The organism is Janthinobacterium glycogeni, assembly GCF_051380725.1.
In the GTDB taxonomy this organism is placed as follows: Bacteria; Pseudomonadota; Gammaproteobacteria; order Burkholderiales; family Burkholderiaceae_D; genus Janthinobacterium.
The window spans coordinates 123,638-139,596 of the sequence record NZ_JBNYXP010000001.1; the positions used below are offsets into that span (position 1 = coordinate 123,638).

The following is a 15,959-nucleotide window of genomic DNA, read 5'->3' on the forward strand; positions in this document are numbered from 1 at the left end:
GACTCAGGAAAAAGACAGCTTCGGCTGTCTTTTTTTTATGCCCGGCAATGGCTGCGCATGACCGATACTTACGCCCGGAAGCCGCCGCCTTCGACGTAAAACCATGTGAAGATGTAAAAAAACAACGCTTTTCAGTCACAAAAAGTTCCCATTCCGGCGCCTCCTCAAATAGAATTGAGAATTATTCTCATTCTCATCCTTGATTCAGGAGCCGTTTAAATGCCAGGTCGCATCACCCCTTCCGCCGCACCGTCCACCCCATCCTCCCCCGCCACGCTGTCGTTGCGCCCGCTGGCCCTGGCCATTTCACTGGCGCTCGGCGCCGGCATGGCGCATGGCGCCGAGGGCGCCGCCGCCGATGACGCTGGCGAAGATACGCCCGTGATGCAAACCATTACCGTCACGGGCAGCAGCGACGCGACCGCCTACACCGCGCGCAAAAGCGCCTCGGCCAGCAAGTTCGACCTGTCGCTGCGCGAGACGCCGCAGGCCGTTTCCGTGGTCACGCGCGCGCAAATGGACGATTTCAGGCTCGATAACGCCAGCAAGGTGCTGGCGCAAACGACGGGCGTGACGGTGGAGGCGGTGGAAACGGACCGCACCTATTACACGGCGCGCGGCTACGACATCACCAACTTCCAGTTCGACGGCGTGGGCATTCCTTTCGTCTTCGGCAATGTGATGGGCGACCTCGATACGGCGCTGTTCGAGCGCGTCGACATCGTGCGCGGCGCGAATGGCCTGATTTCCTCGACCGGCAATCCGTCGGCCACCGTCAACTTCGTGCGCAAGCGCCCGACGCAAGGCCTGGCCGCTGCCGCCGGCGTCACGCTGGGCTCCTGGAATACGCGCCGCGTCGATGCCGATGTCTCGACGCCGCTCGGCGCCGACGGCAAGGTGGCGGCCCGCTTCGTCGTCGCCCACGAGGAAGGCGATTCCCACCTGGACCGCTACTCGCCGCGCAAGGATGTCGCCTACGCCATCGTCGAAGCGAAACTGACGCCGGACACCCGCCTGGCCGTGGGCCACAGCTACCAGAACAACCTGGCCAGGGGCGGCATGTGGGGCGCCTTGCCCGTCGCCTACACGGACGGCACGCCGACCGACTACCCGATTTCCGCCTCGACGTCGGCCGACTGGTCGCGCTGGAGCATCCTCAACAACAGCACTTTCGCCGAACTGGCGCACCAGTTCAATGCCGACTGGCGCGTGACAGCCACGGCCACCTACAACCGCTCCACCTCCGACTCGAAACTGTTCTACGTCTACGGCACGCCGGACAAGGCCACGGGCGACGGCTTGTTCAGCTACCCTTCGCGCTATGCTTCGACCAACAAGCAGCGCCTGCTTGATGTCGCGGCCACGGGCAGATTCACGCTGGCCGGGCGCCAGCATGACCTCAGCATGGGCCTGGCCTGGTCGAAGTCCACGCTCGACGACGTGTCGTATTATGGCCGCGGCATCGGCACGGCCCTGCCGAACGGCACGGCCTTCGACGGCTCCTACCCCGAACCGCTCTTCGACGCCTCCACCGATGGCAGCGCCTACAAGGACGAACGCAAGAACGCATACCTGGCCGCCCGTTTCAACCTGGCCGACAACGCCAAGCTGCTGGCGGGCGTCAACACCGTCAAGGCCGATAGCACGGGCAGCGCGTACGGCGTCAGCCAGGCCAAGTCGCAGAGCGACACGACGCCCTATGTCGGCCTGGTGTACGACATCGGCCGCCATGTATCGGCCTACGGCAGCTACACGGAAATCTTCAACCCGCAAAGCAACATCGACCGCACGGGCGAGACCCTGGCGGCGGCCACCGGCAAGAGCCTCGAAGCGGGCTTGAAAAGCGACTGGTTCGACGGCCGCCTGAACCTGTCCGGCGCCCTGTTCAAGACGCGCCAGAAGAACGTGGCCGAAGCGGCCGGCACCACGCCCGGCCTCAAGACGTTCTACAAGGGCGTCGATTCGGAGTCGCAGGGTTTCGAGCTCGATGCCTCGGGCGAGCTGGCGAAAGGCTGGCAGGCGAACGCCGGCTATGCGCAGCTGCGCATCCAGGGCGACGACGGCAAGGATGCGCGCACCTTCATCCCGCGCAAGCGCTTCCACCTGGCCACCACCTATCACATGCCGGCCGTGCCGGCGCTGAAGGTGGGCGCCAGCCTCACCTGGCAGGACGCCATCTACAACAAGGTCGACGACAGCACCACCCTGCACCAGGGCGCCTACGCGCAACTGAGCCTGATGGCCAGCTATGACATCAGCCGCAACGTCAGCCTGTCGCTGAACCTGAACAACGTGACGGACAAGAAGCACCTGACCAGCCTGTACTGGACCCAGTCGCTGTACGCGGCGGGGCGCAACGGCAGCGCCACCCTGAACTGGAAATACTAGGGAGCCGCCATGCGACTGCGTCCCCCCATGGTTGTTCTGCACCGCTGGTTCGGCCTGGCGGTGGCGCTCTTCCTGTTCATTTCCGGCCTGACGGGCGCCGTGATCTCGTGGGATCACGAGCTCGACGCCTGGCTCAATCCGCAGCTGTTCCACGCCGCCGGCGCCGCCGGTGACGGCCCCGCAAAATCGGGGCTGGAACTGGCGCGCCAGCTCGAGGCGCAGGACCGTCGCCTGCGCGTGAACTACGCGCTCACGGCGATCGAGCCTGGCCACACGGCGCTGATCTCGGTGGAAGGCCGGCCCGACCCGGCCACCGGCAAGCCGTTTGAACCGGGCTTCAACCAGGTGGCCGTCGACCCGGCCACAGGCGCGATCCAGGGCACGCGCCAGTGGGGCGCGGTCTCGCTGACGCGCGAAAATCTGCTGCCCTTCCTGTATAAACTGCACTACACCATGCACATTCCCGATGGCTGGGGCATCGAACTGGGCGTCTGGTTCATGGGCATCATCGGCATCGTGTGGGTCGTTGACTGCGGCATCGCCCTGTATCTGTCGTTTCCGAACTGGCGCAGCTGGCGCAAGTCGCTGGCCTTCCGCTGGCGCGAAGGGGGCCACAAGCTGAATTTCGACCTGCACCGCTCGGGCGGCGTGTGGGTCTGGTTGCTGCTGCTGGTGCTGGCCGTCACCTCCGTGTCGATGAATCTGCAAACCCAGGTGATGCGTCCCCTGGTGGCGAAGTTGTCCACGCTCAGCCCGAACGCCTTCGACAGCCGCACGCCGCAGCCGCCAGAGCACCCCATCGAGCCGCTGCTGACGCGCGAAGAGGCGGTGGCGCTGGCGAAGACGGAAGCGGCAAGGCGGGGCTGGACGCTGCCGGCGGGCGGCGTGTTCTATTCTTCCGCCTACGGCCTGTATGGCGTCGGGTTCTTCACGGCGGACAACGATCATGGCGACGGTGGCCTTGGCAATGCATGGCTGTACTTCGACGGGCGCGACGGCAAGCCGGCCGGCGGCGTGGTGCCCGGCACCGGCAGCGCGGGCGACATCTTCCTGCAGGCGCAATTCCCGCTGCATTCGGGCCGCATCCTGGGCCTGCCCGGGCGCATCCTGATTTCCGCCATGGGCCTGGTGGTGGCCATGCTGAGTGCGACAGGCCTGATCATCTGGCTGAGAAAACGCCGCGCCTGCGCGGCACAAACCGGCAAGGCGGCGCCGCCGCTGCATGCCAACTTCAGCAAACAGGTGCAGTAAAACGCCACAAAACGGCGCAACTGGGCGACACTGGCAATCCGACCATCGCCACGAAAGCTGTCCATGCGCCGCCTGTCCTTGTCCCTGCTGACTCCCCTCCTCCTGTCCTGCTCCGCCCTGGCGCAGGACAGCGCCCCCGCCGCCATCGCGCAAGTGCTGCAAGCCCAGGACCGCGACAGCCATGGCGATCTGCGCGCCGTCGTCGTGCTGCGCAACGGCGCCATCGTCGCCGAACGCTATTACAACGGCGAGACTGCCGATACCTTGCACGACATCCGCTCGGCCGGCAAGAGCATTACCGCCCTGCTGGCGGGCGCGGCCGTGGCGCGCAGCCAGCTGGCGACGACAAAAACCGTGGGCGACTACTGGCCCGAAGTGGCCGGCAGCCCGGCCGGCAAGGTCGTCCTCGACGACTTGCTGACCATGCGTTCGGGCCTGGCCGCCTTCGATGAAGACGAACAGTCGCCCGGCAATGAAGACAAGCTCGATGCCGCGCCCGACCCCGCCGCCTTCGTGCGCGGCGTGCCGGCGGCCACGGCGCCGGGCGGCGCGTACCGCTATAACTCGCTGGGGGCGTACATCGCCGGCAGAGTGGTGGAAAACGCCAGCGGCGCCGACCTGGAAGACTACGCCGCCAAGGTCTTGTTCGCGCCACTGGGCATCACGCGCTGGCGCTGGGGCCGCGACGTGGCCAACCATCCGAAGGGACAGGGCAATCTGTCGCTGCGCGCGCGCGACACGGCGAAAATCGGCCAGATGGTGCTCGACGACGGCGTAGTCGGCGGCAAGAGAATCATCGACGCCGCCTGGCTGCACGCGGCGCTGGCGCCGCGCGTGGCCATCGGCGCCGCCGACCGCTACGCCTACAGCTACGGCTATTTCTGGTACGCGAAGACGCAGGACATCGGCGGCCGAAAAATTCCCGTGTATTTCGCCTCGGGCAATGGAGGCAACAAGATCTATGTGATACCCGCGCGCCGCATGGTGGTGAGCGTGGCGTCCAGCGCGTATGGCAAGGGCTATGGACAGCGCCGTTCGGAGGACATCCTGAAGGCCATCCTGAAAGCGGACGCCACGCAGATGTAAGCGTTTGTAATGACAGTCAACGCAAGCGTCCCGGGGCGCGTTTTATGCTCAGTGACACGGGAATCATCCCGGCACCAACAGACATACAAGACAAACCACCACTGAGGACTGCACCATGAAAAAAGCAATTGTTACCCTGATCGCCGGCCTGTTCGCAACTGCAGCCTTTGCCCAGACGCCAGCAGCTCCTGCAGTGCATGCCACCGCGGCGGCCTCGGTTCCCGCCAAAGTGGAAGCGGCCCACACCAAGGCCGTCGTGAAAGCCGACGCCAAGGAAGCGCAAGCCGTCGTCAAAGCGGACGCCAAAGAAGCGAAAGCTGTCGTCGCCGCCAAGACGGACGTCGCCAGCGCCAAAGCGGAAGCGTCCACCACCAAGGCCAAAGCCCACCACAAAGCCAAGAAAACCAAGGCCAAGGCTGACGAAAAGCTGGCATCGGCCACCGCTGAAGCGGCTCCAGCGAAGTAATTCCTTCACACTGCATCCACCCGAAAAAATACCAAGGATCTCATCATGAAAAAAGTTATCGCCACCCTGATCGCCAGCCTGTTCGCCACCGCCGCTTTCGCCCAGACGCCAGCCGTCGCCCCAGTCGCTCCAGTGGCACCGATTCCTGTCGTCGCCCCTGTCGTCAAGGCTGAAGCCCCGGCAGCCGCCGTCAAGCCGGCGACGCACAAGAAAGCCAAGCATCACAAGGCGAAGAAAGCTGCGCCGGCAACGCCTGCGACGCCTGCAGCTCCGGCCGCAGCGGCAGCTTCCGCACCGGCAGCAGCGCCAGCCAAGTAATCGCGGCGGCAGCAAGCAAAAAGACAGGGTCTTCCCTGTCTTTTTTTTCGTCCGCTTATTTTGGCATCAGCACCGTGTCGATGACATTGATCACGCCATTCGACTGGTACACGTCATAGGTGCTGATGTTGGCGCTGTTGCCGCCCCCAGCCATCACGACGATGTTGTGCATGCCGTTCATGGCGAACATCAGCTTGCCCCCGCCGTCCGTCGGCAAGGTAGCTTTACCGTCGTGCATCTTGATTTCCTTCGCCAGCGCCTTGAAGTCGTATTTGCCGGGCACCGCGCGGTAGGTGAGGATTTCGTCAGGGTGCCTTGTTTTCCGGCTTGACCAAGTTCTCGACGGTGCCGGCCGGCAGCTTGCCGAAGGCCGCAGCATGGAGGTGATGAACAGAGCTGCGGGAACGATGGTGCGCATCATAGTATCTCCTGGATGACTGCGTTTGCGTGATTGCAGGACTAATTACGCGACCTGTCCGCAAACGGATTGAACTGATTGTCGGCTTACGCGCTGCGCGCTAAGCCGACCTACGCAAGCCATAAAAAAACGGCACCGTGCAAGCGCACGACGCCGTTCCCGATAGGTATCCCTTGCCGCGGGCTGGAGTACTCCAGCCCGCGCTGCCGGGAAACTAGTTGGCCGCCACTTGCGGCTCCGTCTCGCCCCAGCCGCCGCCCAGGGCGCGGATCAGCGCCACCGTGGTGACGGCGCGGTTACCGCGCAATTGCACGGCGTTGCGCTCGATGGCCGCCAGGTTGCGCTGCGCGTCGAGCAAATCGAGGTAGCTGGAACGGCCCGCGTCGTACAGCTTTTGCGCCAGGTCGGCCGAGCGGCGCGCCGAGACGACGGCTTCGTCGATCTGCTGCGTCTGGCCCGACAGGATGCGCAGGCCGGCCAGGTTGTCTTCCACCTCGGCGAAGGCCACCAGCACGCTCTGGCGATACGTCGCCACCGACTCTTCCAGCTGCGCTTCGCTGCGCGTCACGGCAGCTTTATTGCGGCCGCCGTCGATGATCGGCATCGACATCAGGGCGCCCAGCAGCCAGGAGCGGCTGCTCCACTTGAAGATGTCCGAGAACGTGTCGGATGCGCCGCCGCCGGAAGCGTTCAGGGTCAAGGCGGGGAACATGGCCGACTTGGCCACGCCGATGCGCGCATTCGACGCTTCCATGGTGCGCTGCGCCGACGCGATGTCGGGACGGCGCTCCAGCAGCGACGACGGCATGCCGGCCGGGATCACGGGCAGGAAGCCGCTATCCTGCAGCGGGTTGACGGTCGCCGTGAAGCTGGCGGCCGGCTTGCCCAGCAACACAGCCAGCGCATGTTCGCTGGTGGCGCGCTGGCGCTGCAGGCCGATGGCTTCGGCGCGCACGGTCGACAGCTCCGTGCGGGCACGCGACAAATCGAATTCGCCGATGTCGCCCAGGTCGTAGCGGCGCTGGTTCACATGCACGCTTTCTTCGCGCAGGCGCACCGTCTGTTCCAGTGTCGCCAGCTCGGCGTCCGTGGCGCGCAGCTGGAAGTAGGTTTGCGCCACGTCGGCCTGCAAGGACAGCAGCACCGAGCGGTAAGTCGCTTCCACGGCCAGCGCATCGCTGCGCGAGGCACTGACATTCGATGCCACTCTGCCGAACAGGTCGACTTCGTAGCTGGCCGTCAGGTTGGCCTGGTAGACGTTGGCGGCCGCCACCGGCGCGCCGTTCGGCAAGCCGAGCGACACGGCCGAGGCGCGGTTGCGCTGGCCGCCCACGTTCACGCCCACTTGCGGGATGCGGTCCGCTTCGGCGATGCCGGCAATGGCCCTCGCCTGCTTGACGCGGGCGGCGGCCACGGCCAGGTTGGCATTCGCCTGCGTGGCTTCGTTGATCAGGCTTGTGAGGGCCGGATCATTGAAGGCCAGCCACCATTCGCCGCGCGCCTGGCGCTCGGCTGGCACGCCCTGCTTCCAGCGCGTGCCATCGGCCGCCGTCTGCACGGCGGGCAAGGTTTGCGCTTCCTTGAACGCGGCCGGCGTGTCGATCTGCGGCTGCTTGAACTCGGGCGCCGCGCAGGCGGCCAGCAGCACCGCGGCGGCCATGGCGGTCAAGGCCGTGCGCAGGACGGTTGCCCGTGTAGTTGCGTTGGTTTTCAATATATATCTCCTTCCAGGTCCAGCGCTGGCGCGGCGACAGGCTTGGCGGCAGCGGCGGCTGGTTTTTTCTCAAAACGCTGCGCCAGGGTGCGCAGCAGTACGTAGAACACGGGCGTCAGGAACAGGCCGAAGAAGGTCACGCCCAGCATGCCGGCGAAGACCGCCACGCCCATGGCATGGCGCATTTCCGAACCGGCGCCGTGCGAGAACACCAGGGGCACCACGCCCATGATGAAAGCGATCGACGTCATCAGGATCGGACGCAGACGCAGACGGCACGCTTCCAGCGCCGCTTGCACGACGGTGCGGCCATGCTCTTCCAGTTCGCGGGCGAATTCCACGATCAGGATGGCATTTTTTGATGCCAGCCCCACCAGCACGAACAGCGCGATCTGGGTGAACACGTTGTTGTCGCCACCGGTCAATTTGACGCCCAACAAGGCGCACAGGATCGACATCGGCACGATCAGGATCACGGCCAGCGGCAGGGTCCAGCTTTCGTACTGGGCAGCGAGCACCAGGAATACCAGCAGCACGCACAGCGGGAAGACATAGATCATCGTATTGCCGGACAAGATGTCCTGGTAGGTCAGCTCCGTCCATTCATACGAAATCCCCTGCGGCAGCACTTCCTTGGCGATGCGTTCCAGCGCAACTTGCGCCTGGCCGCTCGATACGCCAGGGGCTGCGCCGCCGTTGAAATCGGCTGCGGCGTAGGCGTTGTAGCGCTGCACGCGGTCAGGACCATAGCTGTCCTTGACGCGCATCAGCGACGACAGCGGGATCATTTCGCCCTTGTCATTGCGTACCTTCAGCTGCGCGATATCCTGCGCATGCGAACGAAATGCCGCATCGGCCTGCACGCGCACCTGGTAGGTGCGGCCAAACTGGTTGAAGTCATTCACGTACAGCGAACCGAGGTTGATCTGCAAGGTCTGGTAGATCGTTTGCAGCTGCACGCCCATCTGCTTGGCTTTCACGCGGTCGACGTCGGCAAACAGCTGCGGCACGTTGATCTGGTAGCCCGAAAACACGCCCGCCAGTTCCGGCGTCTGGTACGCTTTTGCGGCCAGTGCCTGGGTGGCGTTGTACAGCGCGTCGTAACCGAGATTGCCGCGGTCTTCGATCATCATCTTGAAGCCGCCGATGGTACCGAGGCCATTCACAGGCGGTGGCGGGAAGACCATGATGAAGGCGTCCTGGATGCCGCCCAGGCGCTTGTTGATCTCGGCCGCGATGGCGCCGCCAGACAGCTCCTTGGTAGTACGCTCATCGAACGGCTTCAGGGTGGCGAAGACGATGCCGGCGTTCGGCGCATTGGTGAAGTCGTTGATCGACAGGCCGGGGAAGGCGATAGTTGATTCGACGCCGGGCACCGACTTGATGACGTCGGACATGCGGCGCACGACATCTTCCGTGCGGTCCAGCGAAGCGGCGTCGGGCAATTGCGCAAAGCCCACCAGGTATTGCTTGTCCTGCGCCGGCACGAAGCCGGCCGGCACGGACTTGAAGGTGAAGATGGCGGCGACGACCAGCAGCGCATACACGCCCAGCGAGGCGCTCTTGCGGCCCAACACGCCCTTCACGCCCGCTTCGTAACGGTGCGAAGCGCGGCCGAAGAAGCGGTTGAACCAGGCGAAGAAGCGGCCGAAGACCATGTCCATGCCGCGCGTCAGCGCGTCTTTCGGCGCATCGTGCGGTTTCAGGAGCGCAGCCGACAGGGCTGGCGCCAGGGTCAGCGAGCTGAAAGCGGAAATCACGGTCGAAATGGCGATCGTCAGCGCGAACTGGCGGTAGAACTCGCCGGACAAACCTGGCACGAAGGCGATCGGTACGAACACGGCGCACAGCACCAGGGCGATGGCGACGATGGGACCGCTGACCTCTTTCATGGCCTGGATGGTGGCGTCGCGCGGCGAGAGGCCTTCCTCGATATTGCGCTCGACGTTTTCCACCACCACGATGGCGTCATCGACGACGATACCGATGGCCAGCACGAGGCCGAACAGCGACAGCGTATTGATCGAGAAGCCAAAGCCCAGCATCACGGCAAAGGTACCGACAATCGACACGGGAACGGCCAGCAGCGGAATGATCGATGCGCGCCAGGTTTGCAGGAAGATGATCACCACCAGCACCACCAGGGCGATCGCTTCGAGCAGGGTATGGATCACGGCTTCGATGGACGAGCGCACGAACTGCGTGGGGTCGTACTCGATGCGGTATTCCACGCCTTGCGGGAAGTCTTTTTTCAGTTCATCCATCTTGGCGCGCACGTCGGACGACAGTTGCAGCGCGTTGGCGTTCGGGGCTTCGAAAATACCCATGCCGACGGCAGGATTATTGTTCAGCAGCGAACGCAGCGAGTAGCTGTTGGCGCCCATTTCCACGCGCGCCACGTCCTTCAGGTGCGTGACGGCGCCGTCGGCGTTGGTACGCACGATGATGGCGCCGAATTCCTCGGGCGTCTGCAGACGGCCCTGGGTGTTGACGGTCAGCTGGAAGTCCGAGTTCTTCGCCGGCGAGGCGCCGATGACACCTGCAGCCACCTGCACGTTCTGCTCGCGGATGGCGTCGACGACGTCATTGGCCGTCATGCCGCGCGCCGCTACCTTTTGCGGGTCGAGCCAGATGCGCATCGCATAGTCGCCCGCGCCGAAGATCTGAATGTCGCCCATGCCGGGCAGGCGTGCCAACTGGTCCTTGACGTTCAGCACCGCGTAGTTACGCAGGTACATATCGTCATAGCGCTTGTTGGGCGAGACCAGGTGCACGACCATGGTCAGATTCGGCGAGGACTTCACGGTCGTCACGCCGATCTGGCGCACTTCCTCGGGCAGGCGCGGCAAGGCGCGCTGCACGCGGTTCTGCACCTGCGTCTCGGCCTGCTCGACGTTGGTGCCGATCTTGAAGGTCACGGTCAGCATCATCGCGCCATCGGACGTGTTTTGCGAGGACATGTAAAGCATGTTCTCGACGCCGTTGATCTGCTCTTCGAGCGGCGCGGCCACGGTTTCGGCGATCACTTTCGGGTTGGCGCCCGGGTATTGCGCGCGCACCACCACGGATGGCGGCACGACGTCGGGATATTCGGAGATGGGCAGGCCGAATATCGACAGCAGCCCGGCCACGAATATGACAATCGACAGCACCGCCGCGAAAATCGGCTTGTCGATGAAAAAGCGGGAAAAATTCATGTTTATTCCTTGGAAGTCGATGCTGCTTTCGCGGCGATCTTGGCGTCTTTTACTTCAGGTTTTGCGGGAGCGACGGGCGCGGTCGGGTCGAAATCCATCGCCACCATCTGCGGCGTCACGGGCGCGCCGGGGCGCACGCGCTGCAAGCCGTTGACGACGATTTTCTCGCCCGCTTTCAAGCCTTCGCGCACCACGCGCAAGCCGTCCGAGGTCGGGCCCAGCTTGACGGCACGGTATTCGGCCTTGTTGTCGGCGCCTACCACGTACACGTATTTGCGGCTTTGGTCCGTGCCGACGGCGCGGTCGGAGATCAACAGCGCCGTGCTTTGCGCGTGCGGACCGTTGCCGCCATCGAGCTGGATGCGCGCGAACAGGCCGGGTACCAGCTGGCGCTCGGCGTTGGCGAAGGTGGCGCGCATGCGCACGCTGCCCGTGGCCGGGTCGAGCTGGTTGTCGACGAATTCCAGCTTGCCTTCGTGCGGGAAGCCCGTTTCGTTGGCCAGGCCCACCTTGACGGTGACGGGCGTGCCCTTTTGCGCCGTGCCGGCCACGCGCAGATACGTATCTTCATCGCCGTCGAAGCTGGCGTAGATGCGGTCCGTCGATACCACCGAAGTGAGGATGGCGGACGCGTCGATCAGGTTGCCGACGGTGATTTCCGCCTTGCTGACGCGGCCGCTGATCGGCGCCTGCACCTGCGTGTACGACAGGTTCAGCCTGGCCGCTTCATACGCGGCTTGCGCTGAGCGGACGTTCGCGTCCAGCTCTTTCAGGCCCGACGCCTTTTCATCGAATTCGCGCTGGGCGATGGCTTTTTCGGCCAGCAGCTTTTCAGCGCGCGACAGTTCCAGCTTGGCCAGTTCCGCCTTGGCGCGGGCCGAGGCGGCCGTGCCTTCGGCGCGCGACACTTCGGCCTGGAATGGGCGCGGATCGATCACGAACAGCACGTCGCCTTTTTTGACTTCACTGCCCGGCTTGAAGTTGACGGCCGTGATAAAGCCGCCGACGCGGGAGCGGATTTCCACGCGCTCGATCGCTTCCAGGCGGCCCGAGAATTCCTGCGTTTCCGTGATCTGTTTTTCAACGACGGCGGCGGCCGAGATGGGCGGGCCGCCGGCCGCTGGCGCGTCGGGTACCTTGCTGTTGGCCGAATCGCAGCCGGCCAGGCTCACCGCCACCAGTCCCGCCAGCGCGAGCGAGGCCGCCAGGGGCTTGAGCAGAGTGGAAAATTGTTGAACGTTTTTCATTTTATTTCCCTGTTTTATGAAAATTTCTAATGGTATGGGCGGCAGGAAGCAACCCAGCTGAAAAAGTGAATGGTGGTGCCATGGCGCCCGACGGCGCTCGATCAAAGGTAAACAGGCCGCCAGCTGCTTGAAAGCGGACGGGGACGACGAAGCTGGCTGTGCGAACGCACAACGCAGACAGGAAGGGAACTACACTGCGTAGTGTAGCAACCGAAATTCAAAAAGTAAACTGATTAGTGTAATTTTTTTGCAGTGCCGCAGATGGCGGCTTTATGACTCGGGCTCCTGCCCCAGTCCGGCGACGAAACTGCTAATTTCGCTCAATACCTGCACCTTGCAGGCGCATTCATTACGGGCGGTAGCGTCTTGCAGCGGCGCGGCGGCCATGCGCCGCACGGTGGTCTTGATGCCGCAGGCAATCAATTTGCTGCCGTATTGTTCAGCCTCGTCGCGCAATGGGTCGTCTTCGCTGGACAATATCAAGGCTGGCGGCAGGTTCTTCAGGCGGCTCGACTGCAATGGCGACGCGTACGGATGGGTACGGTCAGCGGCATTCGGCAGGTAGCCGCGGTAGGCGGCGGCGCACTGGTCCGCCACTTCGGCCAGGTCCGGACAGGTCGGCAAGGAGCGCATCGAGCAGGTCGACAGGCCGGGGTCGAGCATGGGCATGATCAGCACCTGGCCCGCGAGGGGCGGTCCGCCCCGGTCGCGTGACATCATGGCGCACACGGCGGCCAAATTGGCGCCCGCTTCGATGCCCGACACCACCATCTGCTTGCCCGTCCAGCCCAGCTTGGACTTGTTCTTTTTCGCCCACAGCAGCACGGCATGCGCGTCTTCCACGGCGGCGGGAAAGGGCCGCACCTTCGCCAAAGTGTAGTTCGCGGCCAGCACCACGTGGTCGGGGTTGCTCAGCACGAGGCAGCGCAGGAAGTCGTCCGCGTCGTCGAGGTCGCCGCCGACAAAGCCGCCGCCATGGAAGAAGACGATCAGGCTGGGCTGTTTTGCGCCCGGCACGCCGGCCGTGTAGACGCGCGCGGCCAGCGCATCCTGCGCGCCCTGCACTTCAATGTCGCGTATCTTCAGCGCCTGGCCAGGCGCCAGTTCGACGGCGGTGTCGGCAACGCTCATTGCGCCACCACCGGCTGCACCGCGACATCGAGCACCGTGTCGTTCAGGCACAACAGGACGCCGCCGCCAACTTCATGGGTCAGGGCGCTATACCCGCTCGCTTCGCTTTGCGCCGCCATCGAGTATGCATCCGTCGATACCATCGCGGCCAGAGCGAGCGAGCTCATAGCGAGAGCAAGCACTGCAAAGATTCCATTCCGATGACCCATGATTTTTCTCCTGTTGTACTTCCTGCGGCATCACATTTATGCTGCAGTACAACAACTATAGACTTGATCTACAATCTGATAAAGAGTGCAATGACGAATTGATTGTTCAGAATTCTGAATAATCGCGCTGAACATGATAAGGAGTCAAGTGAACAAGCTGCAAGCCATGGAAGTTTTCATTCAAGTCGTCGATGCGGGCGGCTTTACGCGCGCGGCGGAAAACATGCAGCTGCCGAAAGCCACCGTGTCGACCCTGATCCAGTCGCTGGAAGCGAGCCTGTCGGTCAAGTTGCTCAACCGCACCACGCGCCACGTCAGCATCACCGCCGACGGCGCCGCGTATTACGAGCGCTGCGTGCGCATCCTGTCCGATGTGCGCGAGGCCGAGGAATCGCTGTCGCGCACGCGCTTGAGCCCCAGCGGACGGTTGCGCGTGGATGCGCCCACGGCGCTGGCCAGCGAATTGCTCATCCCCGCCCTGCCCGATTTTTTTGCCCGCTATCCGGACATCTCGCTGGAACTCGGTTGCAGCGACCGCCCCGTCGACCTGATCGAGGAAGGCGTCGATTGCGCCGTGCGCGGCGGAGAATTGGGCGACCTGAACCTGATCGCGCGCCGGGTCGGCGTATTGCATTTCATCACCTGCGCCTCGCCCGGCTACCTGGCCCGGTACGGCACGCCGCTGCACCCGAGCGACCTGGCGCAGCACCGCGGCGTGAATTTTTTCTCCGCCAAGACTGGTAAAACGTTTGAGTGGGATTTCACGCGCGCTGGCGAACGCATCCAGATGTCCATGCCCAGCCATATCGCCCTGAACGACTCGAACGCCTACGCGGCGGCCGGCCTGGCGGGCCTGGGCATCGTGCAAATGACGCACTTCATGCTTGCGCCCCTGATAGAACAGGGCAAAATGGTGGAATTGCTGGGCGATTGGGAATGCGACCCGCTGCCCATCCACGTGATCTATCCGCCCAACCGCCACCTGTCCGCCAAGGTGCGCGTGTTTGTCGAATGGGTCGCCGACATGTTTACCAACCACCCGGCCACGCAGCTGAAGGGCAAGAGCAGCCTTCCCGCGCGTGCCGCCCAGACCGAGGCCCAGCCATGACCGCAGCAAGCACATCGCCGCAACCGCACCGCATCGTCTTTCTCGACCGCGACAGCCTGATCGCCAGCGTGCGCCCGCCCGCCTTCGCCCACAGCTGGGAAGAACATGCGCACACCAGGGGCAGCGAACAGACGGTAGCCCGCCTGCAGGGCGCCACGATCGCCATCACGAACAAGGTGCCGCTGCGCGCGGCCGAGCTGGCGCAGCTGCCGGACCTGAAAATGATCGCCGTGGCCGCCACCGGCACGGATATCCTCGACCTGGCCGCCTGCCGCGAGCGGGGCATCGTCGTGGCGAACATCCGCGACTATGCGCGCGCCACCGTCCCAGAGCATACGCTGGCGCTGATGCTGGCCCTGCGCCGCCAGCTCATCGCCTACCGCGAGGACGTGGAAGCGGGCCTGTGGCAGGCGTCCGACCGCTTCTGCCTGTTTGGCCACCCGATCCGCGACCTGGCGGGCAGCCGCCTGGGCCTGCTCGGTTACGGCGCGCTGGGCAAGTCCGTGGCGCAGCTGGGGTGCGCCTTCGGCATGCAGGTGCTCGTCCACAACCGTTCCCCGGTCCAGGAAGATGGCGTGCAGGAAGTGAGTTTTGATGAGCTGCTGGCCACCTCCGACGTGCTGAGCCTGCACCTGCCCCTGACGGAGAAGACGCGCAACATCATCGGAGCAAAGGAATTGGCACGCATGCAGCCGACATCGCTATTGATCAACACGGCGCGGGGCGGCCTCGTTGACGAGGCGGCGCTGGCCGACGCCTTGACCCGTGGCGTGATCGCCGGCGCCGGCTTCGATGTGCTTTCCAAGGAACCGCCCCCGCCCGACAACCCGCTGTTGAACTTGCGCCTGCCCAACTTCATCCTCACGCCGCACACGGCCTGGGCCAGCGGCGAGGCCATGCAAAAGCTGGCCGACATCCTGATCGGCAATATCGAAGCGTTCGAGCGGGGCGCCCCCAGGAACGTGGTGGCATGAACGTCGTGCACGCACTCGATGCACTGCTGCGCAGCGACGACGAGGAATACGACCGCCTCGACCTGTTTCTCGAGGCGGACGAGCTGATCGGGCAACTGCAGCTCGCCGACGTGCCGGCGCTGCTGGCGCTGTGGCGAGTTCGCAAGCTATCCTGGCAGCAGCGTTTCACGCAAGCGGGCAGCAACATCGACGGCGCCGTGCTGCGCGCCCTGCTGGCCGGTTTGCTGCAGGTCAAGGAGACGCCGCACGGCGTGTTGGAACTGATGAGCCGCCTGCCGCCCGTGGCCGACGCCTCCCCGCTCAGCGACGCGCTGCTCGCTTACGCCGAGCAAGCCTGGCACGCGGACCCGGCACGACACCGGCAAATCCAGATCAGCTGCTGGAGCTGCGGGCTGTCGGGCCGGCTGTTGAAACGGCTCGGTTTGTCCTCATGGAAAGAAGCGGGCTTGTAG

General features: G+C 64.3%; 13 protein-coding genes and 1 pseudogene. 8 read left to right on the forward strand and 6 right to left on the reverse strand.

Annotation, left to right across the window (positions count from 1 at the left end; all coding sequences use genetic code 11):
* Positions 1 to 219 precede the first annotated feature (219 nt).
* From ACQ4W4_RS00560 to ACQ4W4_RS00580, 5 genes are all read left to right on the forward strand, one after another.
* A complete protein-coding gene (locus ACQ4W4_RS00560) occupies positions 220 to 2,388 on the forward strand; it encodes a TonB-dependent siderophore receptor (RefSeq protein ID WP_436540362.1) in 2,169 nt (722 codons plus the stop codon).
* Positions 2,389 to 2,403: 15 nt separating this feature from the next.
* Positions 2,404 to 3,639 (forward strand): PepSY-associated TM helix domain-containing protein, encoded by a 1,236-nt coding sequence (locus tag ACQ4W4_RS00565; RefSeq protein WP_436541102.1) that lies wholly within the window; start codon positions 2,404 to 2,406, stop codon positions 3,637 to 3,639.
* A 63-nt stretch (positions 3,640 to 3,702) separates the two neighbouring features.
* The gene (locus tag ACQ4W4_RS00570) at positions 3,703 to 4,725 is read left to right on the forward strand and encodes a serine hydrolase domain-containing protein (protein ID WP_436540363.1); all 1,023 of its coding nucleotides are present in this window, start codon (positions 3,703 to 3,705) and stop codon (positions 4,723 to 4,725) included.
* 115 nt (positions 4,726 to 4,840) lie between these two features.
* A complete protein-coding gene (locus tag ACQ4W4_RS00575; protein ID WP_436540364.1) occupies positions 4,841 to 5,191 on the forward strand; it encodes a hypothetical protein in 351 nt (116 codons plus the stop codon).
* A gap of 45 nt (positions 5,192 to 5,236) precedes the next feature.
* Complete coding sequence (locus tag ACQ4W4_RS00580) at positions 5,237 to 5,509, forward strand: cell envelope biogenesis protein TolA (RefSeq protein WP_152251006.1); 273 nt, start codon at positions 5,237 to 5,239, stop codon at positions 5,507 to 5,509.
* Positions 5,510 to 5,564: 55 nt separating this feature from the next.
* Here ACQ4W4_RS00580 and ACQ4W4_RS00585 read toward each other — a convergent pair.
* The 6 genes and pseudogenes from ACQ4W4_RS00585 to ACQ4W4_RS00610 all read right to left on the reverse strand — a co-directional run.
* Positions 5,565 to 5,883 (reverse strand): annotated as a pseudogene (locus tag ACQ4W4_RS00585) (fasciclin domain-containing protein); the annotation flags it as partial.
* 258 nt (positions 5,884 to 6,141) lie between these two features.
* On the reverse strand, positions 6,142 to 7,587 hold the full coding sequence (locus ACQ4W4_RS00590) for an efflux transporter outer membrane subunit (protein WP_436541103.1): 1,446 nt from the start codon (positions 7,585 to 7,587) through the stop codon (positions 6,142 to 6,144).
* 50 nt (positions 7,588 to 7,637) lie between these two features.
* Positions 7,638 to 10,838, reverse strand: coding sequence for an efflux RND transporter permease subunit (locus ACQ4W4_RS00595; protein ID WP_070219500.1), 3,201 nt, complete (start codon positions 10,836 to 10,838; stop codon positions 7,638 to 7,640).
* 2 nt (positions 10,839 to 10,840) lie between these two features.
* The gene (locus tag ACQ4W4_RS00600; protein ID WP_436540365.1) at positions 10,841 to 12,085 is read right to left on the reverse strand and encodes an efflux RND transporter periplasmic adaptor subunit; all 1,245 of its coding nucleotides are present in this window, start codon (positions 12,083 to 12,085) and stop codon (positions 10,841 to 10,843) included.
* Between the two features lie 270 nt (positions 12,086 to 12,355).
* Positions 12,356 to 13,216: an alpha/beta hydrolase gene (locus tag ACQ4W4_RS00605; protein WP_436540366.1), complete on the reverse strand. Its 861-nt coding sequence runs from the start codon at positions 13,214 to 13,216 to the stop codon at positions 12,356 to 12,358.
* Entirely contained in the window at positions 13,213 to 13,383 is a 171-nt protein-coding gene (locus tag ACQ4W4_RS00610; RefSeq protein WP_166446692.1) for a hypothetical protein, read from the reverse strand. Before ACQ4W4_RS00610 ends, ACQ4W4_RS00605 begins: the two co-directional genes overlap by 4 nt.
* Positions 13,384 to 13,573: 190 nt before the next feature.
* Here ACQ4W4_RS00610 and ACQ4W4_RS00615 point away from each other — a divergent pair, with 190 nt between their 5' ends.
* From ACQ4W4_RS00615 to ACQ4W4_RS00625, 3 genes are read left to right on the forward strand one after another with little or no spacing between them, the layout of a single operon-like run.
* On the forward strand, positions 13,574 to 14,533 hold the full coding sequence (locus ACQ4W4_RS00615; RefSeq protein ID WP_436540367.1) for a LysR family transcriptional regulator: 960 nt from the start codon (positions 13,574 to 13,576) through the stop codon (positions 14,531 to 14,533).
* Complete coding sequence (locus ACQ4W4_RS00620) at positions 14,530 to 15,507, forward strand: D-2-hydroxyacid dehydrogenase (protein WP_436540368.1); 978 nt, start codon at positions 14,530 to 14,532, stop codon at positions 15,505 to 15,507. The genes ACQ4W4_RS00615 and ACQ4W4_RS00620 overlap by 4 nt, the downstream gene beginning before the upstream one ends.
* On the forward strand, positions 15,504 to 15,959 hold the full coding sequence (locus tag ACQ4W4_RS00625; protein ID WP_436540369.1) for a hypothetical protein: 456 nt from the start codon (positions 15,504 to 15,506) through the stop codon (positions 15,957 to 15,959). The genes ACQ4W4_RS00620 and ACQ4W4_RS00625 overlap by 4 nt, the downstream gene beginning before the upstream one ends.